Annotated in this window: 20 protein-coding genes and 4 tRNA genes; 14 read left to right on the plus strand and 10 right to left on the minus strand. The window is 50.1% G+C overall.

Translation table 11 applies throughout. The annotated features are described in order from the left end of the window. Nucleotides 1-39: 39 nt before the first annotated feature. Nucleotides 40-621 (plus strand): TetR/AcrR family transcriptional regulator, encoded by a 582-nt coding sequence (locus AB3G37_RS02450; protein ID WP_369789608.1) that lies wholly within the window; start codon nt 40-42, stop codon nt 619-621. A 975-nt stretch (nt 622-1,596) separates the two neighbouring features. Here the strand turns inward: AB3G37_RS02450 and AB3G37_RS02455 are convergent. The 4 genes from AB3G37_RS02455 to aspA all read right to left on the minus strand — a co-directional run bounded on the left by AB3G37_RS02455 (nt 1,597) and on the right by aspA (nt 5,981). Beyond that, a tRNA-Phe gene (locus tag AB3G37_RS02455) sits at nt 1,597-1,672 on the minus strand. 124 nt (nt 1,673-1,796) lie between these two features. Further along, a complete protein-coding gene (locus tag AB3G37_RS02460) occupies nt 1,797-2,372 on the minus strand; it encodes a transcriptional regulator (protein WP_369789609.1) in 576 nt (191 codons plus the stop codon). A gap of 142 nt (nt 2,373-2,514) precedes the next feature. Next, entirely contained in the window at nt 2,515-4,287 is a 1,773-nt protein-coding gene (locus AB3G37_RS02465; RefSeq protein ID WP_369789610.1) for a protein-disulfide reductase DsbD, read from the minus strand. Between the two features lie 257 nt (nt 4,288-4,544). After that, nucleotides 4,545-5,981, minus strand: a complete 1,437-nt coding sequence (gene aspA / locus AB3G37_RS02470; RefSeq protein ID WP_009636715.1) for an aspartate ammonia-lyase — start codon at nt 5,979-5,981, stop codon at nt 4,545-4,547. Nucleotides 5,982-6,349: 368 nt separating this feature from the next. Between aspA and AB3G37_RS02475 the strand changes: the two genes are divergently transcribed. From AB3G37_RS02475 to AB3G37_RS02490, 4 genes are all read left to right on the plus strand, one after another. Then, entirely contained in the window at nt 6,350-6,832 is a 483-nt protein-coding gene (locus AB3G37_RS02475) for an FxsA family protein (RefSeq protein WP_369789611.1), read from the plus strand. 156 nt (nt 6,833-6,988) lie between these two features. Beyond that, nucleotides 6,989-7,282, plus strand: a complete 294-nt coding sequence (locus AB3G37_RS02480) for a co-chaperone GroES (protein WP_009636718.1) — start codon at nt 6,989-6,991, stop codon at nt 7,280-7,282. Between the two features lie 49 nt (nt 7,283-7,331). Then, nucleotides 7,332-8,978, plus strand: coding sequence for a chaperonin GroEL (gene groL / locus AB3G37_RS02485; RefSeq protein WP_369789612.1), 1,647 nt, complete (start codon nt 7,332-7,334; stop codon nt 8,976-8,978). 294 nt (nt 8,979-9,272) lie between these two features. Beyond that, nucleotides 9,273-9,617 carry a DUF4156 domain-containing protein gene (locus AB3G37_RS02490; protein ID WP_009636720.1) on the plus strand — a complete coding sequence of 115 codons (345 nt, stop codon included), beginning with the start codon at nt 9,273-9,275 and terminating at the stop codon, nt 9,615-9,617. A 90-nt stretch (nt 9,618-9,707) separates the two neighbouring features. On the opposite strand, the gene epmB is transcribed toward AB3G37_RS02490, so the two are convergent. Beyond that, complete coding sequence (gene epmB, locus AB3G37_RS02495) at nt 9,708-10,736, minus strand: EF-P beta-lysylation protein EpmB (RefSeq protein ID WP_369789613.1); 1,029 nt, start codon at nt 10,734-10,736, stop codon at nt 9,708-9,710. A gap of 41 nt (nt 10,737-10,777) precedes the next feature. On the opposite strand from epmB, the gene efp reads away from it, so the two are divergent. Continuing rightward, nucleotides 10,778-11,344 carry an elongation factor P gene (gene efp, locus AB3G37_RS02500; RefSeq protein WP_009636722.1) on the plus strand — a complete coding sequence of 189 codons (567 nt, stop codon included), beginning with the start codon at nt 10,778-10,780 and terminating at the stop codon, nt 11,342-11,344. 241 nt (nt 11,345-11,585) lie between these two features. Continuing rightward, nucleotides 11,586-11,717 (plus strand): entericidin A/B family lipoprotein, encoded by a 132-nt coding sequence (locus AB3G37_RS02505; protein ID WP_009636723.1) that lies wholly within the window; start codon nt 11,586-11,588, stop codon nt 11,715-11,717. A gap of 63 nt (nt 11,718-11,780) precedes the next feature. Here the strand turns inward: AB3G37_RS02505 and blc are convergent, their stop codons facing one another. After that, the gene (gene blc, locus AB3G37_RS02510) at nt 11,781-12,317 is read right to left on the minus strand and encodes an outer membrane lipoprotein Blc (RefSeq protein WP_009636724.1); all 537 of its coding nucleotides are present in this window, start codon (nt 12,315-12,317) and stop codon (nt 11,781-11,783) included. 107 nt (nt 12,318-12,424) lie between these two features. Here blc and epmA point away from each other — a divergent pair, with 107 nt between their 5' ends. The 3 genes from epmA to AB3G37_RS02525 all read left to right on the plus strand — a co-directional run bounded on the left by epmA (nt 12,425) and on the right by AB3G37_RS02525 (nt 16,504). Further along, nucleotides 12,425-13,402: an elongation factor P--(R)-beta-lysine ligase gene (epmA, locus tag AB3G37_RS02515; protein ID WP_369789614.1), complete on the plus strand. Its 978-nt coding sequence runs from the start codon at nt 12,425-12,427 to the stop codon at nt 13,400-13,402. Between the two features lie 298 nt (nt 13,403-13,700). Next, complete coding sequence (locus tag AB3G37_RS02520; RefSeq protein WP_369789615.1) at nt 13,701-15,065, plus strand: nucleobase:cation symporter-2 family protein; 1,365 nt, start codon at nt 13,701-13,703, stop codon at nt 15,063-15,065. Nucleotides 15,066-15,151: 86 nt separating this feature from the next. Next, nucleotides 15,152-16,504, plus strand: a complete 1,353-nt coding sequence (locus AB3G37_RS02525; RefSeq protein ID WP_369789616.1) for an 8-oxoguanine deaminase — start codon at nt 15,152-15,154, stop codon at nt 16,502-16,504. A 69-nt stretch (nt 16,505-16,573) separates the two neighbouring features. Here AB3G37_RS02525 and AB3G37_RS02530 read toward each other — a convergent pair whose 3' ends face one another. From AB3G37_RS02530 to rsgA, 4 genes are all read right to left on the minus strand, one after another. After that, a complete protein-coding gene (locus tag AB3G37_RS02530) occupies nt 16,574-19,117 on the minus strand; it encodes an autotransporter outer membrane beta-barrel domain-containing protein (protein WP_369789617.1) in 2,544 nt (847 codons plus the stop codon). A 271-nt stretch (nt 19,118-19,388) separates the two neighbouring features. Further along, complete coding sequence (gene mscM, locus AB3G37_RS02535; RefSeq protein ID WP_369789618.1) at nt 19,389-22,724, minus strand: miniconductance mechanosensitive channel MscM; 3,336 nt, start codon at nt 22,722-22,724, stop codon at nt 19,389-19,391. 68 nt (nt 22,725-22,792) lie between these two features. Next, on the minus strand, nt 22,793-23,704 hold the full coding sequence (gene asd / locus AB3G37_RS02540; RefSeq protein WP_369789619.1) for an archaetidylserine decarboxylase: 912 nt from the start codon (nt 23,702-23,704) through the stop codon (nt 22,793-22,795). Between the two features lie 235 nt (nt 23,705-23,939). Then, the gene (gene rsgA, locus AB3G37_RS02545; protein WP_009636731.1) at nt 23,940-24,977 is read right to left on the minus strand and encodes a small ribosomal subunit biogenesis GTPase RsgA; all 1,038 of its coding nucleotides are present in this window, start codon (nt 24,975-24,977) and stop codon (nt 23,940-23,942) included. 108 nt (nt 24,978-25,085) lie between these two features. Between rsgA and orn the strand changes: the two genes are divergently transcribed. The 4 genes from orn (at nt 25,086) to AB3G37_RS02565 (ending at nt 26,285) form a co-directional block, all read left to right on the plus strand. Next, complete coding sequence (orn, locus tag AB3G37_RS02550) at nt 25,086-25,673, plus strand: oligoribonuclease (protein WP_009636732.1); 588 nt, start codon at nt 25,086-25,088, stop codon at nt 25,671-25,673. Between the two features lie 203 nt (nt 25,674-25,876). Next, nucleotides 25,877-25,952 (plus strand) — tRNA-Gly (locus AB3G37_RS02555). Between the two features lie 82 nt (nt 25,953-26,034). Beyond that, nucleotides 26,035-26,110: transfer RNA gene (locus AB3G37_RS02560), tRNA-Gly, on the plus strand. 99 nt (nt 26,111-26,209) lie between these two features. After that, nucleotides 26,210-26,285 (plus strand) — tRNA-Gly (locus tag AB3G37_RS02565). Nucleotides 26,286-26,424: the final 139 nt, after the last annotated feature.

Consider the following 26,424-nt stretch of genomic DNA (forward strand, 5'->3'; position numbering starts at 1 on the left):
CTTTTAGCGATTACTATATAAACTGATTTTGGAGGCAAGATGAAACAAGCAAACAGACTGCGGCGACCTGCCTTTGATCGCGAAGCAGGAGTAGCAATTGCACAAGCACTCTTTCATGAAAATGGCTATGACGCTGTCAGTATTGCTGACCTGACTGAGGCGCTGAATATAAAGCCGCCAAGTTTTTATGCTGCATATGGCAGTAAGGTTGGACTGTATGAACGGAGCCTAGAGCGTTATGCGCGGGAGAGTGCGCTTCCCCTGAACAAATTATTATCAACTGATAAAACTGTTGCGAAAGGCGTGGAAGGTTTGCTGGTAGCAGCAGCCAGACAATATGGCCGTCATAAACATCAGCGAGGATGCCTTGTTACCGAAGGCATGCGGGCAGATGACAAAGATGCCCGTGAAGTGGCGTGCAAACTGGCAAGACCGGGAATTACAGCCATAAATGACTGGCTAATGGCCGTGTGCCCGGAGTCAGCAGACTGTCTTATAGACTTTATCGTGGTAACGCTGAAAGGATTATCTGCTGCTGCGTATCAGGGCATGCCACAACGCAGACTGGTAGAAACGGCAAAAATAGCTGCACAGGTTGTAGCCACGCATATCAATACATGACCAGTATTTTCAGAACATGGAAAAATTGGATACGTCATATACCTCTGTTTAGGTAGCTAAATTGAGTGTATTGACCCTGGCCCATAATCCTGCGCCGTTCAGAAACAGAATTCCGGCATGGTAAATACTCCCCATACCGGATTTGCTGATGAGCTTATCCACACCAGCGAAAACAACGTCAGAGTTGGCGATCTGTCCGTCAGCTGAATCGACAGGGGGGGCAACATACATTCATAACCACAAAGAAGGCTCTGCTCAATAGCAGCCACGTAAAATTTCCGCTCTTCGCGGACGTTAGCTGACTGCTTACTAAGCCACTGCCATAAGACCATTCAAAATTTTCGCCAACAAAATTTTGTTGACTCCCTTAACTGTTTATCCGCTTTTGTTGAAGCCTACATGTGACATTTAAGTATACCCAAATGTCATAGGGTAAACCGCGCATGAAAATGCCTAATGTCATCACCTATATGTCATGGGTATCAATGTCATAACTTAAATGTCATGTGTTAGTTCTTCTGTAGGGCATTCTAATGAAGGTTTGATGCCGAGGATCTTTAGAGCATGACTGCGTGGCATGTTGCAGGCTAGTTCAGTTGATTGAATAAGAAAAAATAATAAGCTGAACGTAGGAAATTCATTTTTCAGAAAGACTCAAAGATAGAAGGACGTGTTTATAGGTGGGAGTATGAGAGGCAAGCTAAGTCACATTTAAACTTGTGCCTACAGTTGCAATCGTTGGAGAGGGTTACTAAATCTATCGAAATATGAGGTTTTGTTGACAGCAGCGACAATGATTGCAATTATTTACGCCAACGAGAAAAGGGCATCAGCGTGAACTGATACCCTTTCTTGAAGGTTTTTATGTTCAATCTTGGATGATGCATCTGCAAATGCAGTCACCGTTGCTTTGAACACCATCTTCGTTTAGACACCCGTTAGGCTTCTCAGACCTAACCAGTGTGCTTCGATGTATGGTGCCCGGACTCGGAATCGAACCAAGGACACGGGGATTTTCAATCCCCTGCTCTACCGACTGAGCTATCCGGGCAACGGGGCGCATTAAACCGTATTGGCACTTGGTCGTCAACGCATTTATGCATTAAAGCCGTTAAAAGCTGACTGATTGCTGGCTTTTCAGACAAAAATCACGGTTTTGGCATCAATTTAAGTCTTCAGGAAAGCGCGCCATGTTCGCGACAGCGCGCAATGTTCAACACGTCTTCCGCCAGACGATGAGCAACTTCGACATCATGCAACTGACGTTTTACCAGTAGCCTGCTTAAACAACCTTCCAGAATCAGCTCCATTTGGTGGGCAACCATTTCGGCATCGTCTGATCCCATCTCTTGTAACAGCGACAGGGTATAGTGATAAGACGCCTGTTTCTGCTGCTCGGCAAGCTGGTGAATTGGCGATTCGCGATCCGGGTAAAAACTGCATGCTGCAATAAACAGACAGCCAGGATAGCGCTCTTGCCTGACCTGCTCATTAAGAACCTTATAACGTGCCAGCAGTTTTTGCGGCGGCGTCAGGGTCTCATCAAGCATTAACTGCCGACGCCAGACCTCAATCTGCTCACCGTGATGGCGCAGGCTGTCGTAAAGCAGCGCTTCGGCATCGGGCCAGTAAAGAGTTAGCTCGTTGAGAGGAACATCAACCAACTCGGCAACGGAGTCTAGCGACAAGGTTGCCAGACCGCGTTGTTCTAAAAAGTTAAGCGTTTGATCTAATACCTGTTCACGTAGCACTTTGTTCCTCCTCTCCTGCATGACTGGCGCCCTGAATCAGTGGGCTATCCTAAGCTCGGCCACGCCGGAAAACATGCATTTCTTGATGCTATTATCGCCGCTCTAACCGATGGGTAATAATAACTCTGGGTTTCAGTTTCGTTTAAGGCTGAGTATTGTGCAAATGATTGCTGAATTCGGCGCTGTCCATAAAACCGGTAACCCGTGACTGTGGGATTTCCTTACCCTCAGGCCCAAAGAATAAAATAGTCGGCAGCCCCAGCACGTTCAGGCGCTTGAGCAGTGCAGCCTGTTCAGCACTATTTTGAGTGACATCCGCCTGTAATAACAAGGTGTTGGCAAGAGCGCTATGCACCTCGGGAGCCGTGAATGTGTACTTGTCGAACTCTTTACAGGCGACACACCAGTCAGCGTAAAGATCTAGCATCACGCGTTTGCCGTGCGCCTGCTGCAATGCAGCATTAAGCTGTTCAACATTCTGAATTTTCTGAAAGTTAAGCTTTTGAGTGGCTGACTGGGCGGCATCAGGCTGCCCAAATACCCAATCCTGCAACGGGCGACTAACAATCAGCGCAGCGGCGAGAAACACCAGCTGGAGTAGCCTGATCAGCCCGCGTGAACTTTTCAGGCTTAGCTGTAATGCCCAGCCGAAGAAGGCGATGCCGAGAATACTCCACAGCCGCAGCCCCCAGGTATCGCCCAATATTCTTTCCAGCAAAAACACCGGCAGTGCCAGAATGACAAAACCAAAGCCTTCTTTGACATAGTGCATCCACGGACCGCTTCGCGGCAGCAGACGATTACCAAACATTGTGGCGGCGATCAGAGGGATCCCCATGCCCAGCGCGTACAGATACAGCGTGCCTGCTCCGGCCCACGGATTTCCGCTTTGTGCGATATAAAGCAAAATAGCGCTGAGTGGCGCAGTGGTGCAAGGAGAACAAATCAGCCCGGCCAGAGCGCCCATGATAAACACGCCAATCAGCGATCCGCCTTTTTGCTCATTACTCATCAGCGCAAGCCGTGTCTGCACGGAGGAAGGGAGTTGCAGTGTAAACAGGCCGAACATCGACAGCGCCAGAGCAATAAACATCACCGACAGTGCAATCAGCACCCACGGGCTTTGCAGGGCTGCCTGAAACTGCAATCCGGCTGCGGCAACAATGACACCAAGCAGCGTGTAAGTTAGCGCCATACCCTGCACATACAGCATGGCCAGCAAAAAGATACGTTTAAGGCTGTGTGGGCGTTCGCGGCCCAGAATAATGCTCGAAATCAACGGATACATCGGCAGTACGCAAGGGGTAAAGGCGATACCGATACCAATAATCAAAGCCCACAGCGGTGAGAACGGCAAAGGCGTGCTCTGTGCTGCGCTTTGCACGCTAACCGAGGCTGCTGGCGTCGTAACCGTGGCGGTATTGGTATTGTCAGCTGTGCCTGAATTCGTATAAGCCGCCACCTCGGCAAGCGGGATCTCGCGCGTTTCCGGTGGATAACAGAAACCTGCCGCCGCGCAGCCCTGATAGGTTACGCGGACTTTGGCATCGGCCTTCACCTCGCGCAGCGGGATTGAAATATTCAGCGCGTTTTTGTAGATCTCGGAATCACCGAAAAATTCGTCATGGTGCGCCAAACCTTTTGGCAAAATATACGCCGCCAATGTGGCGTTGGCGGGCACGATTTCGATTTTCTGACGATAGAGATAGTAGCCGTCTTTTATTTGCCAGTTGAGAGCAAGATCCGAGCCTTTCTGAGAAAAATCAAAGTTGAATGCCTGATCGACAGTAACAAAATGTGGCGTATCAGAGCCGCCAAACAGCGATGCCCGGCTGCTGGTTGTCAAAAGCAACAGGCTGCATAACAGCAGACAGCAAAGCGGGAATAATTTTTTTAAAACTCGGTAATCCGTCACGGGAGCGTTTTCTCTATATATGTCGATAAGGCGTTGCTGATTTCAATCGCCTGTTTTTTAACCCGCGATTATAACCGTCATCGGGGAATACGAGAACGGTAGGGGCCAGGTATTAAGATTCTTTACACTGAAAATAAGGCAAACCAACGAGATAAGTGCCCGCAAAACTGTTAGAGAATGATGCCGCTGCCTATATGGCGGAAAAAAAAGGCGCGAGGTAGATTTAAACCTCGCGCCTTCAGCTGTTACCAAAAAATTTATTGCTCGTTTTCGTCGGTGTAGCGTTTTGCCTTGTAGGCCGGATGCATCAGGTTCTCGATAGAGAAAATATCATCCAGCTCGGCCTCGGTCAGTAACCCACGTTCCAACACCACTTCGCGCACGCTTTTACCGGTTTCTGCGCAAATCTTGCCAACAATGTCGCCATTGTGGTGGCCGATAAACGGATTCAGATAGGTGACAATGCCGATCGAGTTAAAGACATAGAATTCGCAAACTTCTTTGTTGGCGGTAATGCCATTAATGCATTTTTCCAGCAGGTTGTAGCAGGCGTTGGTCAGAATATGAATTGACTCGAACATTGCCTGGCCGATAACCGGCTCCATTACGTTAAGCTGCAATTGTCCTGCTTCTGCCGCCATCGTGACACAAACGTCGTTGCCGATGACCTTGAAGCATACCTGATTCACCACTTCGGGGATCACAGGATTGACCTTGGCAGGCATGATTGACGAACCAGCCTGCAATTCAGGCAGGTTGATTTCATTCAGACCAGCGCGCGGCCCGGAAGACAGCAGGCGAAGGTCGTTACAGATTTTAGACAGCTTGACCGCCAGGCGTTTTAGCGAGCTGTGCACCATCACGTAAGCGCCACAGTCAGAGGTTGCTTCAATCAGGTCTTCCGCTGGCACACACGGCAGATTGCTGACTTCTGCCAGCTTCTGTACCGCCAGCGCCTGATAGCCTTCCGGCGTATTCAAACGAGTACCGATTGCGGTCGCGCCGAGGTTAACTTCGAGCAGCAATTCGCCGGTACGCAGCAGATTACGGGTTTCTTCTTTTAGCAGAACGTTGAAGGCGTGGAACTCCTGACCCAGCGTCATCGGCACTGCGTCTTGCAACTGAGTACGACCCATCTTAAGAATTTTTGCGAACTCAACCGCCTTACGCTCAAAACCGTCACCCAGCTGGGCAATGGCGTCAATCAGCTTTAACTGTGAAGAGTAGACCGCCAGACGGAAGCCGGTCGGGTAGGCATCGTTGGTGGACTGGCATTTGTTCAGATGGTCGTTGGGGTTGAGGAATTGGTAATCACCTTTCTGGTGCCCCATCAGCTCGAGACCAATGTTCGCCAACACCTCATTGGTGTTCATGTTAACGGAGGTACCGGCACCGCCCTGGAAAACATCGATCGGGAACTGATCCATGCATTTCCCTTTGTCCAACACTTCATCACAAGCCTGAATAATGATGTCGGCTATTTTACGCGGGATAGTCTGCAGCTCTTTATTAGCTAATGCGGCAGCTTTCTTGACCATCACCATGCCCCGGACAAACTCGGGAACATCGCTGATTTTAGTGTTACTGATATAAAAGTTTTCAACAGCGCGCAGGGTATGGATACCCCAGTAAGCATCGGCAGGGACTTCACGTGTACCCAGCAGATCTTCCTCGATACGTATCGTATTTGACATGAGAACCTTCTTTTTGGTGCTGAACAGTTACAGGCTGATTAGAGTTATGTTACAGACGCTGGACTAGATAAAATATTACACCATGCGACGCGGCTGCGGGTGGGATCATATGCTGCTTGGCGCGAAATGCACACTTTAAGTGCATTGCATCGTGGCTTAAATACCAAAGGTTTATGGTTTTGTGAAATTTCTCACAATAAATCACTCCGACCAATTTAAATCTTACCCACAGGTTGAAAACTCCCCTTAACGATACCATCTCAATGGAGTTAGTCCTCATAGGATAAGCCTATGGAGACCCCATTACAGAGTTCTGAATCGATGTCGTAAAGGATATTTTCAGAACTTCTTATTACAAGGAGAGCGCTGTGCGCTGGTTACCCCTTTTAGTGTTATTTCTATTGGCTTACATAGAAATAACCATATTCATTAAAGTTGCTGCTGCGATAGGCGTGGCAATGACTCTGCTGCTGGTGGTATTTACCTCCTGCGTCGGGGTGTCGCTGGTGCGAAATCAGGGCATGAAGACTATTTTCCAGATGCAGCAGAAAATGGCGCTGGGTGAAAGCCCGGCGGCTGAAATGGTCAAAAGTGTTTCCTTGGTATTGGCCGGTTTTTTGCTGGTAATACCTGGCTTCTTCACTGATATTCTCGGCCTGCTGCTTTTACTGCCGCCGGTGCAAAAATTGCTGACCCTGAGGCTGTTGCCGCATTTACGGGTCTATCGCCCCGGCGGTGCCGGCCCAACGGCAGGCAATACTTTTGAAGGCGAATTTCAGCGCAAGGATGAAAACCCCGAGCGTTTGATTCGCCCGTATGATGAAGATCGACACGATCCCAAGGATCATTAAGTCGGCAGACAGGGAAAAACAAAAATTTTTCTTTTCTGCCCTTGAAGGGGCGCGGAATGCCCCCATTAATCAAACCACGAGGTCAGGATAGATCTTCTACCTGGCGTTCAACCCCTAAATTATTTAGATATGGACCTGCTCACAGGAGAGTTATCAATGAAAATTCGTCCATTGCATGACCGCGTTATCGTCAAGCGTAAAGAAGTTGAATCCAAATCTGCTGGCGGCATCGTTTTGACTGGCTCAGCAGCGGGTAAATCAACCCGTGGTGAGATTCTGGCCGTCGGTCATGGTCGCATTCTGGAAAACGGTGAAGTGAAAGCGCTCGACGTTAAAGTTGGCGACATCGTCATCTTCAACGACGGTTACGGCGTCAAAGCTGAGAAGATCGACAATGAAGAAGTGTTGATCATGTCTGAGAGCGACATTCTGGCTATCGTTGAAGCCTAATCGCCTCATATCACTTTTTCTGAACTGAACGAATTTAAGGGAAATTATAATGTCAGCTAAAGATGTAAAATTCGGTAATGACGCCCGCGTAAAAATGCTGAACGGCGTAAACATTCTTGCTAACGCAGTTAAAGTTACCTTAGGTCCTAAAGGCCGTAACGTAGTTTTGGACAAATCTTTTGGTGCGCCAACCATTACTAAAGATGGCGTCTCTGTAGCGCGTGAAATCGAACTGGAAGACAAGTTCGAAAACATGGGCGCTCAGATGGTGAAAGAAGTTGCGTCCAAAGCTAACGATGCTGCAGGTGACGGTACAACTACTGCTACCGTTCTGGCTCAGGCAATCATCATCGAAGGCCTGAAAGCTGTTGCTGCCGGCATGAACCCAATGGACATCAAACGCGGCATCGACAAAGCGGTTATCGCTGCTGTCGAAGAGCTGAAAACGCTGTCTGTTCCTTGTTCAGACTCTAAAGCTATCGCTCAGGTTGGTACTATTTCTGCCAACTCCGACGAAACCGTGGGCAAACTGATTGCTCAGGCGATGGAAAAAGTGGGTAAAGAAGGCGTTATCACCGTTGAAGAAGGCACTGGCCTGATCGACGAGCTTGACGTTGTTGAAGGTATGCAGTTCGACCGCGGTTACCTGTCTCCTTACTTCATCAACAAGCCTGAAACAGGTTCTATCGAACTCGAAAGCCCGTTCATCCTGCTGGCTGACAAAAAAATCGGCAACATCCGTGAAATGCTGCCAGTGCTGGAAGCCGTTGCGAAAGCCGGTAAACCACTGCTGATCATTGCTGAAGACGTTGAAGGTGAAGCTCTGGCAACGCTGGTGGTTAACACCATGCGCGGCATCGTTAAAGTTGCTGCTGTTAAAGCACCAGGCTTCGGCGACCGTCGTAAAGCTATGCTGCAAGACATCGCAACTCTGACCGGCGGTACTGTAATCTCTGAAGAGATCGGTATGGAGCTGGAAAAAGCGACTCTTGAAGACATGGGTCAGGCTAAGCGTGTTGTTATCAACAAAGATACCACCATCATCATCGACGGTATTGGCGACGAAACCACGATTCAGAGCCGCGTAACTCAGATTCGTCAGCAGATCGAAGAAGCGACCTCAGATTACGATAAAGAAAAACTGCAAGAGCGTGTGGCTAAACTGGCAGGCGGCGTTGCTGTTCTGAAAGTTGGCGCAGCGACTGAAGTTGAAATGAAAGAGAAGAAAGCCCGCGTTGAAGATGCCCTGCACGCTACCCGTGCTGCGGTTGAAGAAGGCGTGGTTGCTGGTGGTGGTGTTGCGCTGATCCGCGTTGCTCACAAACTGGCTGGCCTGAAAGGCGACAACGAAGACCAGACAGTAGGTATCAAAGTTGCACTGCGTGCAATGGAAGCGCCTCTGCGTCAGATCGTTATCAATGCCGGTGAAGAAGCTTCTGTTATCGCCAACAACGTGAAAGCGGGCGAAGGCAGCTACGGCTACAACGCTTACAGCGAAGAATACGGCGACATGATCGCGATGGGTATCCTGGATCCAACTAAAGTTACTCGTTCTGCTCTGCAGTACGCGTCTTCTGTAGCGGGCCTGATGATCACCACCGAGTGCATGATCACCGACCTGCCTAAAGACGACAAAGTCGACATGGGTGGCGCTGGCGGTATGGGTGGAATGGGCGGCATGGGCGGCATGATGTAATCATCCCCCGGCAGCTTATCTGCTGAATTCCGGCGGCGTTTCGATGCCGTTGGAGTTAAAGAAGCCCGGCCTTTTTAGGTCGGGTTTTTTTTTATTTGTACCTTTATTCCGCGCTGTTAAGTAAGATAAGTCTCATCGTCCAGATCAAATAACGTGTAAACTAGTGGCGCGCTCTGCCACGGGTTCGTGTCAGATAATGCGTTGAATTCTGGGTAAACTCGGCAACGGATGCCTTAGATTGCGAAATGTTATCTGATAGGCGTTAGGTTCTTCTCAACACAAATGGGGAAAGAGATGCGGATTAAAATGTTGCTTGGCCTTTCGGCAGTCATGCTGCTGGCAGGTTGCAGCACAGCACACCAATTAAGCTCTGCCGGTCAGCAGGTGAAATTCACCGATGACAAACCGAGCAGCCACTGTCAGCTACTGGGAACCGTGACCGGTGCTCAAAGTAACTGGATGTCAGGCACCTCGGGTGATGGCAGTTCCATGCGCGGTGCTGCAAACGACCTGCGTAACAAGGCGGCAGACATGGGCGGTAATACTATTTATGGTGCCAATAGCCCAACGCAGAGTGTTTTCTCCAGCTTTGCGCCGCTGGACAGCAAAATGGTCGGACAGGTTTATAAGTGCCCGTAAGCGGCCAGAACTGATAGCGCTAGCCAATAAAAAAGGGATGCCAACGGGCATCCCTTTTGCTTTCTTTTTAAATGACACAGTGACAAAAAGTCAGGACTGAGTCAGGCGTAAATCCAGCGGTGTTTTACTCGGCTCACCGCCGATTTCACGCGTCAGTGTTGGCACCAGGTAGCCCGAAACGCGACTCAACAGACCTTTTATCAGCATCCGCGCCTCTTCGTCTTCGACCATAAAGTGCGCCGCGCCCTGAACTTTGTCCAAAACGTGGATGTAGTACGGAAGGATACCGGCATCGAACAGCGCATTGCTTAGCATTGCCAGCTTGTCGGCACAGTCATTCACGCCACGCAGCAAAACGCTCTGGTTGAGCAGCGTGACACCGGCTTTTTTCAGACGCGTCATGCTGTCTCGAAGTGCGTCATCTATTTCATTGGCGTGATTAATATGGGTCACCAACAACACCTGCAGACGTGATTCGCTTAGTCGCTGGCAAAGTTCCCGAGTGATACGTGCAGGGATAACCACCGGCAGACGTGTATGAATTCGCAGGCGTTTTATATGCGGTATCTCCTCAAGCCGGGTGATTAACCAGTCGAGTTCGTGGTCTTTAGCCATCAGCGGATCACCACCGGAGAAAATTATTTCATCCAGTTCTGGCTGAGTGCGGATATACTCCAGCGCCTGAGACCAGTTATTTTTGTTTCCCTGATTTTCCTGATAGGGGAAATGGCGTCTGAAGCAGTAGCGACAGTTCACCGCACAGCCGCCTTTGACCAGCAGCAACGCGCGATTGCGATACTTGTGCAACAACCCCGGCACCACGCTTTTTTGTTCATCCAGCGGGTCGGTGCTATAGCCAGGTGCCGTGATGAATTCCTCACGGGCAGTCAGTACCTGCAAAAGTAACGGGTCTTGTGGATCGCCCGGCTGCATGCGTGCAACAAATGCGCGAGGCACGCGCAACGGGAATAAACGACGGGCATCGTGGCCCTGCTGCAGTTCTGCATGATCGTTAAGTGCCAGAAGAGTAAGCAGTTCATCCGGGTCCGTAATTACATCGCCGAGTTGATACAACCAATCTTCTCTAAATGGCGTATTTAGGGTTACAATGTGTGCCATTTTTTTGGCTAAGCTACCAGTTTAAAATTAAGAGGGCCATCATGGCGACTTATTCTAGCAACGATTTCCGTCCGGGTCTTAAAATCATGTTCGAGAGCGAGCCTTATGCTATCGAATCAAGTGAATTTGTTAAGCCGGGCAAGGGCCAGGCATTCGCGCGTGTTAAAATGCGTCGTCTGCTGACCGGTTCTCGCGTCGAGAAAACCTTCAAGTCTACCGACTCTTGTGAAGGCGCGGACGTTGTTGATACCAACATGAACTACCTGTACAACGACGGTGAGTTCTACCACTTCATGCACCCTGAGACTTTCGAGCAGCACGGTGTTGAAGAGAAAACCGTTTCTGACGCGGCTAAATGGCTGCAAGACAACGCGGAATGTATCGTGACTCTGTGGGACGGTCGTCCTATCGCCGTTCAGCCACCGAATTTCATCGAAGCTGAAATCGTTGAAACTGACCCAGGTCTGAAAGGTGACACTGCAGGTACCGGCGGCAAGCCTGCTACTCTGTCCACTGGCGCCGTAGTTAAGGTTCCATTGTTCGTACAGATCGGTGAAGTTGTTCGCGTTGACACCCGTTCTGGCGAATACGTTTCTCGCGTTAAGTAATTTTCGCCCAAACGTATGATAAAGAGCCTCTGCATTGATGTTTTGCAGGGGCTTATTTCCAGAGCAGGCTGACCACAGAGTCGGCGTTCTCCGCCTGGTGTATGGTTTTACTTTGATTAATTTTTATATTCTGCAGTACTTCTTATTGAACCTAAGACTCCCTCAATCAGTCTTCTCTGGGCGCGGAATTAACTACACCTAAAATGTCTTACTTTACATTCTCTAATAGGAAGGTTTTTTTATGTTTAAGAAAAGTATTCTTGCCATCATTTCTGTGTTGCTGCTTGCCAGCCTGCTGAGCGGCTGCAATACCTTCCGCGGCATGGGCGAGGATATATCGTCAGGTGGCCGTGCAATTTCACGCGCAGCCTAGCACTGATTTAAAAGCCGATGGTATAAGGGTGACAACCGTTTTGCAGTGTCACCCCCTGGCAAATTACTGCGTCGCTTTTGACTGATCGACCCACACCAGCTTGTTGGTATCAAAACCGTAATGCTGAGCGGTCTCAAGCAAATGCTGTTTCACGCCTGGCTGAAGCTGAGGGGTTCTTGAAAGGATCCACAGGTAGCTTTTATCCGGGCCGCAGACCAAAGCATACTGATAATCCTTGTCCAGCTCGATTACGTTATAGCCTCCGTAGAAGGGGCCAAAGAATGAGACTTTAAGCGCGGCTCTGGAAGTTGGGCCGGTAAAATAGCCTTTGCCTTCACTTTGCTGCCATTTGTTTTTCTCTGGGTTAAATCCGCGATTGATAACTTTTACGCCGCCGTCGTTGCGCAGGCTGTAATTAGCTGTCACTTGTTGTAGGCCGGATTCAAAACTGTGGTCGAGTCGCGCGACTTCATACCAGCTTCCCAGATATCGATTCAATTCAAAATTATTTACCACTTTGACGTTGTCAGGCGGAGTAATGCTGCAGCCGACTGAAAGTAATGCAGAAACAATAACACCCATTTTTGACCAGATACGCATAGTCTTCCCTTTCTTATGTTGAAGTTTAATTGTAGCTAATGGAAATTTGTTTGCCCGTCGCGATGCGAGTAGACTGCATGCCCTGTCTGATATTGGAGTAAGTCATCATGAGCGAAACAGCAAGCTGGCAACCCAGTGCATCTATCGCCAATTTGTTGAAGCGTGCGGCAATCCTTGCTGAAATTCGGCGTTTTTTCAGCGATCGCGGCGTTCTGGAGGTGGAAACACCGACCATGAGCCAGGCGACGATTACCGACATTCACCTGTTTCCTTTTGAAACTCGCTTTGTCGGTCCGGGCGCGGCTGAAGGCATGACACTTTACATGATGACCAGCCCGGAATATCACATGAAACGCCTGCTTGCGGCGGGAAGCGGGCCTATCTACCAGATGGGGCGCAGTTTCCGCAATGAAGAGGCGGGTCGTTACCATAATCCGGAATTTACTATGCTCGAGTGGTATCGTCCGCGTTATGACATGTATCGCCTGATGAATGAGGTGGATGACCTGCTACAGCAGATCCTCGACTGCAATGCGGCAGAAACCGTGTCCTATCAGCAGGTATTTATTCGCCATCTTGAGGTTGATCCGTTGTCAGCCGATAAAGCCCAGCTGCGCGAAGCTGCGGCAAAATTGGATCTTTCCAATATCGCCGACGAAGAAGAAGATCGCGACACCTTGCTTCAATTGCTGTTTGCGATGGGAGTAGAACCCCATATTGGCCGCGACAAGCCGACTTTTGTTTATCATTTCCCCGCAACTCAGGCCTCTCTGGCAGAGATCAGCACTGAAGATCACCGCGTAGCCGAGCGTTTTGAGGTGTATTACAAAGGCGTTGAACTGGCAAACGGCTTCCGCGAATTGACCGATGGCCGCGAGCAGCGTCAGCGCTTTGAGCAGGATAACCGTAAGCGCGCTGCGCGTGGCCTGCCACAGCATCCAATCGACAACAACCTGTTAGCGGCTCTCGAGCACGGCATGCCGGAATGCTCTGGGGTTGCACTAGGCGTAGATCGCCTGATTATGATTGCGCTGGGGGCTGAGAACCTCAGCGACGTGCTGGCATTCCCTGTAACGCGTGCCTGATTGACGTTGCGCGTCTGTAAAATAATCCTGGCCTGTAAGCGGTCAGGATTTTTTTTATCCTGATTCAATGCTCACTCTGACCCATTGCACATTAACAGTGCGAATTGGGCTTAATTTTGCACCTTATGAAACAAAAGTATGCAAATGATAATTTCATGATTTTAAAGTTTCAGGAAAAAATCATCTCGCCAAAGCCTGATAATTCGCGATGTTGCGAGCCGTGCAGTGAATTTTTCCTTCGGGTGGCCTGGTTTATGCATAACAAGATTAATTACTCCCCTTATTGCGGAACCTTTTTATGTCAGAATCCAATGAAAAAGAGCTGCTCTACGGACTTGAAGAACGCATCGCTCCAACGACTGCATTTTTCACCGCCGTGCAACACCTGCTGGCAAGTGTGGTCGGGATCATCACCCCACCTTTGATTATCGGATCGGTACTCGGGCTGAATGCTTATTTGCCTTATCTTATCAGTATGTCATTGCTGGCTTCCGGGATCGGCACCTTTATTCAGGCACGCCGCATCATGGGAATTGGTGCGGGGATGATCTGCCTGCAAGGCACCAGCTTCGCCTTTCTTGGCGTGATACTCTCGGGAGGCTTCCTGGTCAAGAGCCGAGGCGGTTCGCCGGAGGATATTATGGCGATGATCTTTGGTGTCAATTTTGTTGCTGCCTTTATCCCTCTTTTGATCAGTCGCTTTATCGGTCAGCTGCGCCGAGTGTTTACGCCGCTGGTCACCGGTACCGTGATCGTTCTCATCGGCATCAGCCTGATTAAGGTCAGCATCACCGACTGGGGCGGTGGCAACGGCGCAGCAGACTTTGGCGCACCGGCAAATCTCGGGCTTGGCGCGTTAACCCTGTTAGTGATAGTTATCCTTAACCGTATTCCCATTCGCGCTCTGCGCCTGTCGGCCATTGTGGTGGGTATTGCCGTAGGATGTCTGGCCGCAGCACTGACTGGTCACCTGACCTTCAAGCCGCTACAGGGAAGCTGGTTTGAGTTGCCTCACCTGTTCCGCTTTGGCTTCCATTTTGACTGGACTATCTTCGCGCCTATCGCGTTAGTGTCGTTTATCAGCATTCTCGAGGCGGTGGGCGATTTAACCGCCAACTGCATGCTCTCTCAGCAGCCGATAGAGGGGGAGGCATTCCGCAAACGTCTGAAAGGGGGGATTTTGGCCGACGGCGTGAGCTGCATCATTGCCGCGATGTTCTCGTCTTTCCCGAATACCACCTTTGCGCAAAACAACGGAGTCATCCAGATGACCGGCGTGGCAAGCCGCCGCGTTGGCTTATATATTGGCGTATTACTGGCTGTATTGGGCCTGTTCCCAGTCATTGGCGGCGTATTGCAGCAGATCCCGGCACCGGTATTGGGCGGTGCGACGCTGGTCATGTTTGGCAGCGTGGTAGCTGCCGGTATTCGCATTATGACTCAGGCACCGCTGGGTCGCCGCGAGATGCTGATTATCGCTATTTCGTTTGGTATCGGCCTGGGCATTGAGGCTGTGCCAGATGTGCTGAAACAGTTCCCACAGGTCATAGGAAACATCTTTGGCCATGCGGTCACCAGTGGCGGAATTGTCGCTATGTTGCTGAATTTCCTGATGCCGATTGAAAACACTAAAACAGTCGTGGAGCCGTTGAAAGTAAACTGATTAACTGCGCTATGGCGCCCCTGGATCAGCAGACAGGGCATAACTGAGCTGGCTAACCTTAAATTCTTAACATAAAGGAGCCAGTGATGTTATCGCAACGAACCTGGATCAAAAACCCGCTCGCCGTTTTCACCGCCAACGAGCTGAATGCCGATGGCGGCCTTGTGATTGAAGGCTCGCGCATCGTCGAGCTGTTGTCTGCCGGGCAGCATCCCGCGCTGCCGGTCGACAGTACCGTCGATGCCTCGGAATGCGTCTTGCTTCCGGGGCTTATCAACACCCATCATCACTTTTATCAAACCTTGACCCGAGCCTGGGGGCCGGTGGTCAATGCGCCGCTGTTTCCCTGGCTCAAGCAGCTTTATCCGGTGTGGGCGCGCTTGCAACCCGAGGCTTTGGCGCTGGCAAGCCGCGTCGCAATGGCCGAATTGCTGCTTTCAGGCTGCACCACCACCACGGATCATCACTATCTTTTTCCGCAGGGTATGGAAGAGGCAATCGACGTACAGGTTGAGGTGGTGCGAGAGCTTGGCATGCGCGCTTTGCTGACGCGCGGTTCGATGAGTTTGGGCGAGGACGACGGTGGACTGCCGCCGATGCATACGGTGCAGTCTGCCGAGGCGATTTTGCTGGACAGTCAGCGGTTGATTGACCGTTATCATCAGCGCGGAGAGGGGGCTTGGATGCAGATTGCTCTGGCGCCATGTTCACCGTTTTCAGTGACCACCGATATTATGCGTGAAAGCGCTGCGATGGCCGAGCGCGAAGACGTCCGCCTGCATACTCATCTGGCCGAGACGCTCGATGAAGAGCAGTTTTGCCAGCAACGTTTTGGCCTGCGCACGGTGGACTATCTCGACAGCGTCGGTTGGTTGAGCGATCGTACCTGGCTGGCACACGGTATTCATTTCAACGATGAAGAGATTCGCCGCCTGGGAGCAGCGGGCACCGGCATTTGCCATTGCCCGGTCTCGAATATGCGGCTGGCGTCTGGAATGTGCCCTGCGCGTGATTTAGAGGCTGCGGGTGTGCCGATTGGCCTGGGTGTTGACGGCTCGGCCTCCAACGATGCATCAAATTTAATGTATGAGGCGCGTCAGGCACTGTATCTTCAGCGTTTACGCTACGGCACCGAATATGCCACGCCAGAGAGAATATTGGGTTGGGCAACGCGTGGTTCGGCTCGAATTATTGGTCGTGACGATATCGGGCAGATTGCGGTGGGTAAACAGGCGGATTTGGCTTTGTTTAAGCTGGACGAGCTACGTTTTAGCGGCAGTCATGATCCCATCGCCGCACTATTGCTCTGTGGTGCAGAGCGGGCAGACAGCGTGATGGTCGGTGGCAAGTGGCGCGTGCGGGAAGGGGAAATTGTCGGTCTGGATGTAAAATCTCTGATATCAGCACACCGTCAGGCCGCAAAGAAACTTTTTGCCTGATTTGTATCGGCAATTGAAAGTATAAGGGCCGGCAAACGCCAGCCCTTTTTAACGACTAAATCAGTAGGTTTAGAAGTTGTAGTTCACGCCCAGACGAACGCTGACATCTTTGCTGGTATCACCCGCGCTGGTGTAGATGCCTGAATTCAGATTCAGGTTATTCGTCACCGCGGCGTTAACGCCTGCACCGGCAGAAACGACTTTACGCATTTTGCCCTTGGTGGATTGGAAATCACCATTTGTCGCGGCCGAGGTCGCTGCAATACTGGTTTTATCCGCAAATTCCTGAGTGTAGCTCACATCAGCCCAAGGCATCAGTTTGATGCTTTTCACATCAACATCACCCGTTACACGCGTTCCGATACCGGCATACCATGAACCGCTCTTATTATTGCTGAACTTGATATTTGTATTAGCATATTCGTCAGAGGTGGCTTTGTTCATACCCAATATGGCATAAGGCTGTACCGCGATATTTTTAGTTGCCATGATAGTAATACCAGAGCGCACTTCACCATTAAGCACCTTGCCTTTATAAGCGCTGTTCAGATGTTCTTTAATGCCTGAGGTTGAAGCGCCTACGTTATTGCTGTTAGCAGAATAGCTCAGCTTGCCATAGCTAAGATTGGCATTGGTAAACAGGCTCCAGGTTTTATTCTGTAGCGCCTGCTGCCATCCGCCGTAAAGGCTGTAGAAATTGCCGGTTACGTGGTTGTTGTAATTGCCGTAAGCTGATGCGTTGCTCAGTTTATTTTTTACCTGCGCCAATGACATGCCTGAAGTCAGGCTATCGCCGTTAGCAAGTTTCCATGTCCAGTCTGCACCGGTATTCAGGCCCTGTAATGTGCTAGCGGATTCAGTATTACCTTTCAGGTTGGCATTCTGATAAAGGTAGTCGCCCCAAACGCTCGCGCCTTCATGCACACCGTTAAACAGGTTGCTGGCATTAAGCGTGTTCATGCGGTTAGCAATGCTGTTTGTTACCGCGACTGCTGACTGTTTTGCTCCATCAAGACCGGCAAGGTTGCTTTGTACATCATTTGCCAGTTCAGTTCTTTTCACGACAAGCACGGTTTTCTGTTGATCAGCGCCTGCTTTGGATTTTTTACTCGCCTCAAGAATCGCAAGATCGTTATTGTAAGCGCCATTACGTGCAGAAACGGTTTGTTTATCGTTGGCAAATTTGGTGGTTACCGTTGCACCTTTCGAGGCGTTAACCTCACCTAGGGCATGCATGCCCGCGGTAGCGTCCGCAGAGAGGTTGTTCACCGTCACGGTGTTTTCGCCAGTCGCATGAGTGATGTTGAACTGGCTATTGCTGCTCATATCGATATTGCTGTGATTGAGATCGGTTGCAAGCAGCTTGGCGTGATCGTTCATGGCAATATGCATGTCTTTAAGTTCATGCGTAACTATTTGACTGTTATCAACAATTGACAGCTTTTTAACGCCAGCAATGCTGCCCAGAAATTGACTGTTATTGCCGACAGTCATTGATGTTTTGCTCTTATTATCTGCAATAACGTTACCTGTCATTAACGAGTTGTTGGAAACAGTCAGTAAATTATTCCCGTTGCCCAAGGATACGTCTCCGGTAGATTGGGCATGATCGGTAATGAATACGGTAGCTCCTTTCTTGCCGAGAATAGTGATGTCACCATTATGAATTGAGTCACTAATATCTAAGGCAGCTTTGCCGCCAGCCGCGATGTTAATATATCCTGAATCAATACTTTTATTTTCGATGAATAAGTCTGAGTCGCTTTCGCTTCTCAGGTCCTTACCACCTTTTATTTTAGAATTAATAATGCCTACGTGATTTTCATTCGCTTTTCTTAATTCGATCGCATCATCAATTTGAGTTGAAGAAACTGAATTTTCATCAACCATGTTATAAGTTTCAGGGATGATTTGGCTATTCTCAATGATGACATTATTCAGAGACTTTCCGCTCGATGCGATAGTGCCATTGGTCATCACGGAATTATCTAATGTGATGTTTTTATCTCCAGTGCCCCTTAAGAAAATATTACCATTAATCATGCTTTGGTTGTCTGCAATAATATTTATATTACCGTTGTCTAGCTTATCAACCCAGATAGCTGCACCGTGCATGTAAGCTGTTGACGATTTATCATCATATTTGTGGGAAGTTTTTTGGCCTAACAGTGCGGCATTATTCAGAATCACAGTGGCATCCGTTTTTGCACCGCTATCGCCGATTCCGACCATATCCACTTTGCTACCGGGTAGTAGATAAAGGTTCGCACTACCGCCTTTGCTCATATTAATATAGCTACCAGAAAGATCAGTACCGGCAACTACCAGTTCCTGCTTATCTCCGCTTGCTCTTATGTCAGCAACGCCAGGGCCAGAGAAGTAAACATTATGATTCTCTGCTGTCTTTGCCAATACGGCTGCATTACCGTTTAAGTGATCAAGATTCCATTCAGTAACGTGATTTGCGCCAGACTTAGTCTGAGTAAGACCCGAGGCCTGTTCAGACAATTTAAGCACTGGTGTTGCAGCAGAGGCATTACCCGCAATCATTAATGATGAGGTGGCTAATAAAATACACTGAGAAAGTTTTGATAGACGCATTACGTTTCGCATTTGAAATCCTTGAAATATCCAGCCTAATTCCAACGCTGTAGTAAATTAAATTCAACGCTGGGAGAGTTTAAAACTCGTTTTGTGATGGCTATTTTCAAGGTTATTTGCTTGCAGAGATATCGTACTAGTCAGGAAAGTCAGGGCACGGTTTATAAAATATTTATATTTAAGCTGGCTGTTAAATTAAATATAATTTATATAAGAAATAAGATTTATATTTAAGACCGCTCTTCCCCCGAACCACTGTTGGTTCGAGGAAAGAACGTATTAATCAGAGATCGCCCTGATTTCTCGGTCCGCTGCTGCTGAGCGTGGCATTGCCGCCATTCTGTGCACGATGCAAAGTTTCCATCCGCACCTGGAACGGCGGGAATGGCAAAATAATGCCGTGCTCGCGGAATCCAGCCAAAATAAGCTGATGGATTTCATGGCGCAGCGGCATACGGTGCGCCATCTCGGCGGCATGCATACGCAGTTCGAATATCTGGATACCCTGTTGCAGATCAACCAGATACGCCTCGGGAGCGGGGGTATCAAGCACCAATGAACACTTGCGGGCCGCATGGGTGAGAATTGACGTCACTTCTTCACTGTTGGCCTCGACCGGCGCGGGAACGGTTAATACCACGCGAGTGACCGAGTCCGACAGTGACCAGTTGATAAACTGCTCGGTGATAAAGGCCTTGTTGGGCACAATAATCTCTTTGCGATCCCAGTCGACAATGGTGGTCGCGCGGGTGTTGATTTTAGTTACGCTGCCGGTGAGATTGCGAATCGTCACGGTATCGCCGATTCGAATCGGCTTTTCAAACAGGATCATCAAACCCGAGATAAAGTTAGCGAAAATCTCCTGCAAGCCGAAGCCCAATCCGACGCCCATAGCGGCAACCAGCCATTGCAGTTTGCCCCATTCGATTCCCAGCATTGAGAACCCCGTCAAACCGCCTATCAGCAATACGGCGTATTTGGTGATGGTCAACGCCGCATAGCCGGTTCCCGGCGTCAGGTCGAGATGTTGCAACAGCGCCAGTTCGAGCAGGGCAGGCAGATTACGCACCAGCTGAGTGGTGATGATCAACACCAGGATGGCGATCAGCACGTGGCCAAGAGTAATCGGCTGCATGCTCTCAACGCCCTGAGTGGTGGAAGAGACGTCCCACAGCTTAATGTTTTCAAGGAAAGAAAACGCCGAGTGGATCTCTGACCACAGTACAATGACCGAGAGAAGCGCCACCAGGGCCAGCAAAGAGCGCACCAGTCTTAACGATTGTGAACTGATGGCATCCAGATCAACCACCGGCTCTTCAATCTCTATCGCACCTTCGTTGCTGTTAGCCAAAGGTGTGTCTTCTTCACCTTTGGCGCGCTGTGAAAGGATTTCTGCTCGTCGCTGCTTGGCACGCTCGAAAGCAATTTTACGGCGCTGAATAAGCATCCAACGACGAATAATGTGGTAAATCACCAGCAGCAGGAACCAGATAGCCAGTGAGGTTTCCAGACGCGCGAGCAGTGCCTGCGAGGTTGCCAGATAGCCGAGTATCGAGGCAAAGGCGGCGATCAGCGGCGCGCCAAGCATCATCCACCACAGCGAGCTGTTCACCAGATTTTCGCCGTTACCTTGCTTATCAAGGTACAGAGGAATACCCGCGCGTTTCAGGCTTTGAGTTACCAGACCCAACAGGGCGCAAAGGATGATGAAGCACAGGCGTCCCAAGGTGTTTGAAAACTCGCGGTCATTAAGATTATCGAAGGTAATCAGTGCCATGATCAGCGGCACGATCAGCCAGATGGACAGCGAGTAATAGCGAAGTGCGCGGGAAACGCGGCGCTGTGGCCAGTTAAAGTGAGTAATGAACAGCCCTTTGGGATGCGCCAGATAATGGCTGATCATAAACAACCACAGTACCGGCAGCGTGGCGGTGACTCCATCGCCGATCGCTACCGCAATCGGAAACGGCCAGGCACTTTGCAGCCCGAAACCCAGCGCCGCCCAAAGCACCGGCAGCGGCAGGGCGACCAGAATCGACCAAAACACGGTGCGCGCAGTCAGGGAGAAATGATCCTGCGTGACTTTACCGACACGGCTGGTGGCTCGATCCAGGAAATTATAATAATGACGGCGCGAGCTAATACTGACAATCACCAACACCAGCGCGCCAAACAGCGGCAGCAGTGTTTCCTTGCTGGTGACCATCATTACCGAGGCTTTGCCCAGCTGCGACAGGGTATCCAGCGACAGTAGGCGATTCAGGTCGTGCATGGTTTGCAGCGGATAGTTGAAGCCTATCGGGCTGACATCGGCCACCCAGAACAGATAGCGGTGCGCGGCGTCATTGATATCTTTCAAAGCATCAACCAGCTGAGTATTGGCGACTTTCAGCTTGGTCAGCTCGAGAATTTGCGTGTCACAGCCTGAAAGCAACGAGTTGAGTAGATCGCTCTGGGTTTTCAGCTGCGCTTGCAAGATCCTCTGTTGTGCGGTGCTTAATGGCTGGCCGTCGTCTTGCTTGCCCTGGCGATACTGCTGCTGTTTGCCGAGTAAATCCTCATAGTGCAAACGCTGCACGCGCAGCTGGCCCATATCGCCATCAAGCTGTTGCGGTTTCGGCATTTCAGGCAGTTTCGCGACTTGGGCGCGGAGAGTTTCACCCAACAGCGGAGAAGCGTCGAGCCACTGCGCCTGCTCTTTGATTGTGCTCAGCGCCTGACGAACCTGCAGAGTTTGCGCCGCAGCCTGTCGCTGCTGTGAAGAGATCAGATCCATGCGCTGTGCCTGCTGGTTTAGCGCCAGCGAAAGTTCGCGGTTGGACTGCAACTGTTGGGTAATCGATTTGGGTAATTCGCCACTTTGCTCGGCCAGCTGCTCGGTTTTTTCGAGCGCAGTTTCGGCTTCTCGCTGGCGCTGGCTGTTGAGATTATTGCGCAGCGTCTGCAACTGTTCATCGAGACGATCGTGGCGCGTTTTATACAGTTCGGCGCGAATGCGCGATAATTCCTGTCGATTGCTGGCAGAAAGCTGCGCCAGCTCTAACTCGTCAACGCGGGCTTTACGGGCGTTAGATTCCGCCTGTAGCGCCTTTAGCTGGGCCTGCGCCAGCGCCGATTTGTTATTATTAAAGCTTTGCAGGCGCTGATCGACATCCGCCAGCGCGTTACGTGCTTCAGATTGCTGCTGAGGAAGCTGGCTGAGAGAATCGCTGATATCGCGAGAACGATCCTGCTCCTGACGCAGCTGGCGCGCCTCTTCCAGCAGTTGGCTACTGACCTGCAATATTTGCTGGTCAAGCTCGGTGCTCGACAGGCTATCGTCAACAGGCAACGCCTTATCGGCCTGAGTTTTCAGCTCCTGACGCAGACTTTGCGACAGGCGTGGAAAATCATCGATGGCGGTTTGATACTGCCCGGATCGCGCCGTGGAGGCGTTGGCTTCGTCCAACCAGTTGATCGCCTTTTGCAGCGATTCAACGATTTGCGCCTGATTGGCCCCCTCCTTATTGGATTCGGCTTGTTTCAGCTCTTGCTGGAGCTGATCTTCTGAGAGCGCTGCGCTGGCATACAGCGGCAGCGCCAGCAGCAAACTCACCAATAGGGTGGGGATCAGGCGCACAGGCAGTATCCTTTCACAAACTTTTAGAAAACAAATTTCTTGCAGAATCGTGATTAGCTTACTAAAAGCTAAACGACGTTTTCTGGTTCTGGTATTACTGGCTCAGCAGCAGGAGCACGCAATGCCTCGGCAAACGGTTCACCCATACGTGTCACGGTGCCGTTTTTCAGCTGTGGCATAAACGTGACCTGATCGGCAGCAAACAGGTTGATCACTGTAGATCCCAGCTTGAATCGACCCATTTCCTGACCTTTTTCCAGCGCAATAACGCCTTCACTGCCAGTGGCAGGATAGGTCCAACGTTTTATAATACCCTCGCGCGGTGGAGTTACCTGACCCGCCCACACGGTTTCAATACTGCCGACGATGGTCGCGCCCACCAGGATTTGTACCATTGGGCCAAATTCCGTATCGAATACGCAAATAACGCGTTCGTTGCGGGCAAACAGGTTTGGCACATTGGCCGCAGTCAGCGGGTTGACCGAGAACAAATCGCCCGGCACGTAAATCATTTCGCGCAGCACGCCGTCACAAGGCATGTGCACGCGATGATAGTCGCGAGGAGCCAGATAGATCGTGGCGAATTGACCTTGTTTAAACTTTTCTGCCAGCACGTAGTTACCTGCCAGCAGCGCTTCAAGCGTGTAAAAATGGCCTTTGGCCTGGAACAGTTTATCGTCGGCAATCGGGCCAAGCTGGCTGATAGCGCCATCGGCTGGCAGGCATAGCATATCCAGACCACTCACCACCGGACGCGCACCGGCGCGCAGGGGGCGGACAAAAAACTCGTTAAACGTCGGATAGGCGGTAAAGCTCGGATCCTGCGCTTCTTTCATGTCGACTTTGTAATAGCTGGCAAACGCTTTAATCACCCAATGGGTCAGCATTGCACCACGGCGCTCGGCTCCCCAGCCAGCAAGTCGAGTAAGTCCTTGTTTAGGAAGTAAGTATTGAAGTTTTATTTTGAGCTTATCCAGCACAGTCAACCCTCTTGTAAATTTATATCCTGCATATTTCGAACCGCAGAGCGTTGATAACGATCGCTTACCTCAGCCACTTATTTGCATAAGCTTTTGGGATTTGCTCGTTTACCGACTTCCTGCAGCTCGAACTATTTTGGATATATCCGCTATTTCTTGGCAGCGGATTTTATGAAAAATGAAATAAATAGCCTAAATGGTGTGCGGCTGATTCTAATCAAAATGACGACTTTTATCAGAGGCTATCAAAGTTTTTACGCGTTTTTACATCGGCCATACTTTCAAGGATGCGGTGATAATTATCAAAACGTTCCTCTGCAATTTCGCCTTTGTCGACGGCTTCACGGATGGCACAGCCCGGATCGCTGCCGTGTTTGCAGTCGCGGAACTTGCAGTAGCCTAGGTAAGGCCTGAATTCGATGAAGCCCTGAGTGATTTGCTCAGGTGCCAGGTGCCACAAACCAAACTCGCGAACACCCGGTGAATCGATGACGTCACCGCCGTGCTGGAAGTGGTACAAGCGAGCGGCGGTGGTGGTGTGCTGGCCCAGACCTGAGTTATCGGACACGTCATTGACCACAATCTGCTGCTTTTCAGGCGGCAATAACGCGTTGAGCAGGCTGGATTTACCCACGCCCGACTGACCGGCAAAAATGCTTATGCGGTCGGTCAATGCGGTAATGAACTCTGGCATGCCTTCACCGGTGTAGCTTGAAACCTCTAACACGCGATAATTGATGCGACGATAGATATCCATCATTTCTGCCACGAATTTGCGGCTTTCATCGTCGAGCAGATCAATTTTATTCAGAACAATCAGCGGCTCGACTTCAACGGTTTCACACGCTACCAGATAGCGATCGATGATGTTGAGAGACAGCTCGGGTAAAATAGCCGAGACAATCACGATTTGATCAATGTTGGCGGCGATGGGTTTTACGCCGTCATAGAAATCAGGGCGAGTCAGTACCGACGTGCGCTCATGCACGGCTTCTACGATGCCCTTGGTATCGGCGTTTTCGCCCGAGCGCCATACAACGCGATCACCGGTTACCAGTGAACGGATGGTCCGACGGATATTACAGCGATGCGTGCTGCCGTCGGTAGCTTCAACGTCGGCATGCATCCCGAATCGGCTGATCACCACGCCTTCTTGCGGTTCACCGTGCAGGGAGTCGTCCAGCTCTTTACGTTTGTCGGTCTTGGTCAGACGACGTTCGTGGTTGGCTTTAACGCGACGTTGTTGCCCTTTTGACAGTTTTATCTTAGTCACTGCGCCTCACTTGACTGGCTTCAATCGCTCGTTGCGACCAAAAGGGCTATGATACCAGCTATTTCGTATTAATTAACCGTTGTGGGACTATTCATGACTGGAGTCACTATGTCTTTAACTGATACCAACCTGTCTTTAACTGATACCAACCCGTCTGCAAGTGAGAACAATTTAATCTGGATCGATTTGGAGATGACTGGCCTGGATCCAAAACGCGATCGAATCATCGAAATCGCAACGCTGGTCACCGATGCCAATCTCAACGTGCTGGCAGAAGGCCCGGTGATGGCAGTGTATCAATCCGAGGCGCAGCTGGGGCTCATGGACGAGTGGAACGTGCGCACTCATACCGGCAGCGGGCTGGTGGAACGAGTCAAAGCCAGCACCTTTGATGAAAATGCGGCTCAACAGGCGACGATTGAATTCCTTAAAAAGTGGGTACCCGCCGGTAAATCGCCAATCTGTGGCAACAGTGTGGGTCAGGATCGCCGCTTCCTGTTTAACTACATGCCGGAGCTGGAAGCCTATTTCCACTATCGCTATCTCGATGTCAGTACATTGAAAGAGCTGGCTCGTCGCTGGAAGCCTGAAATTCTTGCCGGTTTTACCAAGCAGGGCACACATCAGGCATTGGACGATATCCGCGAGTCGGTTGCTGAACTTGCCTATTATCGTGAGCATTTCATCCAGCTGTAAAAGAGTTAAAAATATTTTTCAGAACGCTATGTCGTTCTGAAACCTCAAAATTGCCGGTTAATTGAGCTAATCGTTGTTTTAATCGGCACTTGAACGATTTCTTGAATAAAAACGGTTTTTTTTAGGAAAGGGGGCTTGCGGGAGCGAAGATTTCTCGTATAATGCGCACCCCGTACCGATGAAGAATTTCGTTAGTACGCAGAGCGGGAATAGCTCAGTTGGTAGAGCACGACCTTGCCAAGGTCGGGGTCGCGAGTTCGAGTCTCGTTTCCCGCTCCAAATTTTTTTGATTGGTTTTTCAATCGATTAGATTTAGAAAAAAGAGCAGTAAAGAAAAACGGTAGTAAAAGCACCATGCGACGCGGGAATAGCTCAGTTGGTAGAGCACGACCTTGCCAAGGTCGGGGTCGCGAGTTCGAGTCTCGTTTCCCGCTCCAAACTTTTCAAATGTTGTACTTGATGAAAAGTGAATGACTCTTCAAACGAAGAGAGTTTACTGGAAACAATTTACAACCGATGCACATTGCATCTCCTAAGCGGGAATAGCTCAGTTGGTAGAGCACGACCTTGCCAAGGTCGGGGTCGCGAGTTCGAGTCTCGTTTCCCGCTCCAATTTTATTCATTCAATCAACACCCCAGTCACCACGCCACTTGCGTGACTTTTCTGTTATTAAAAAAACAGATTGAATTAATTTTGTGAACAGAGTTATCCACAGATTTAGTTTGTTTTTTGCACTGTTCTTTATTTGAT

It is taken from the genome of Rouxiella sp. WC2420 (genome assembly GCF_041200025.1).
Taxonomy (GTDB): Bacteria; Pseudomonadota; Gammaproteobacteria; order Enterobacterales; family Enterobacteriaceae; genus Rouxiella.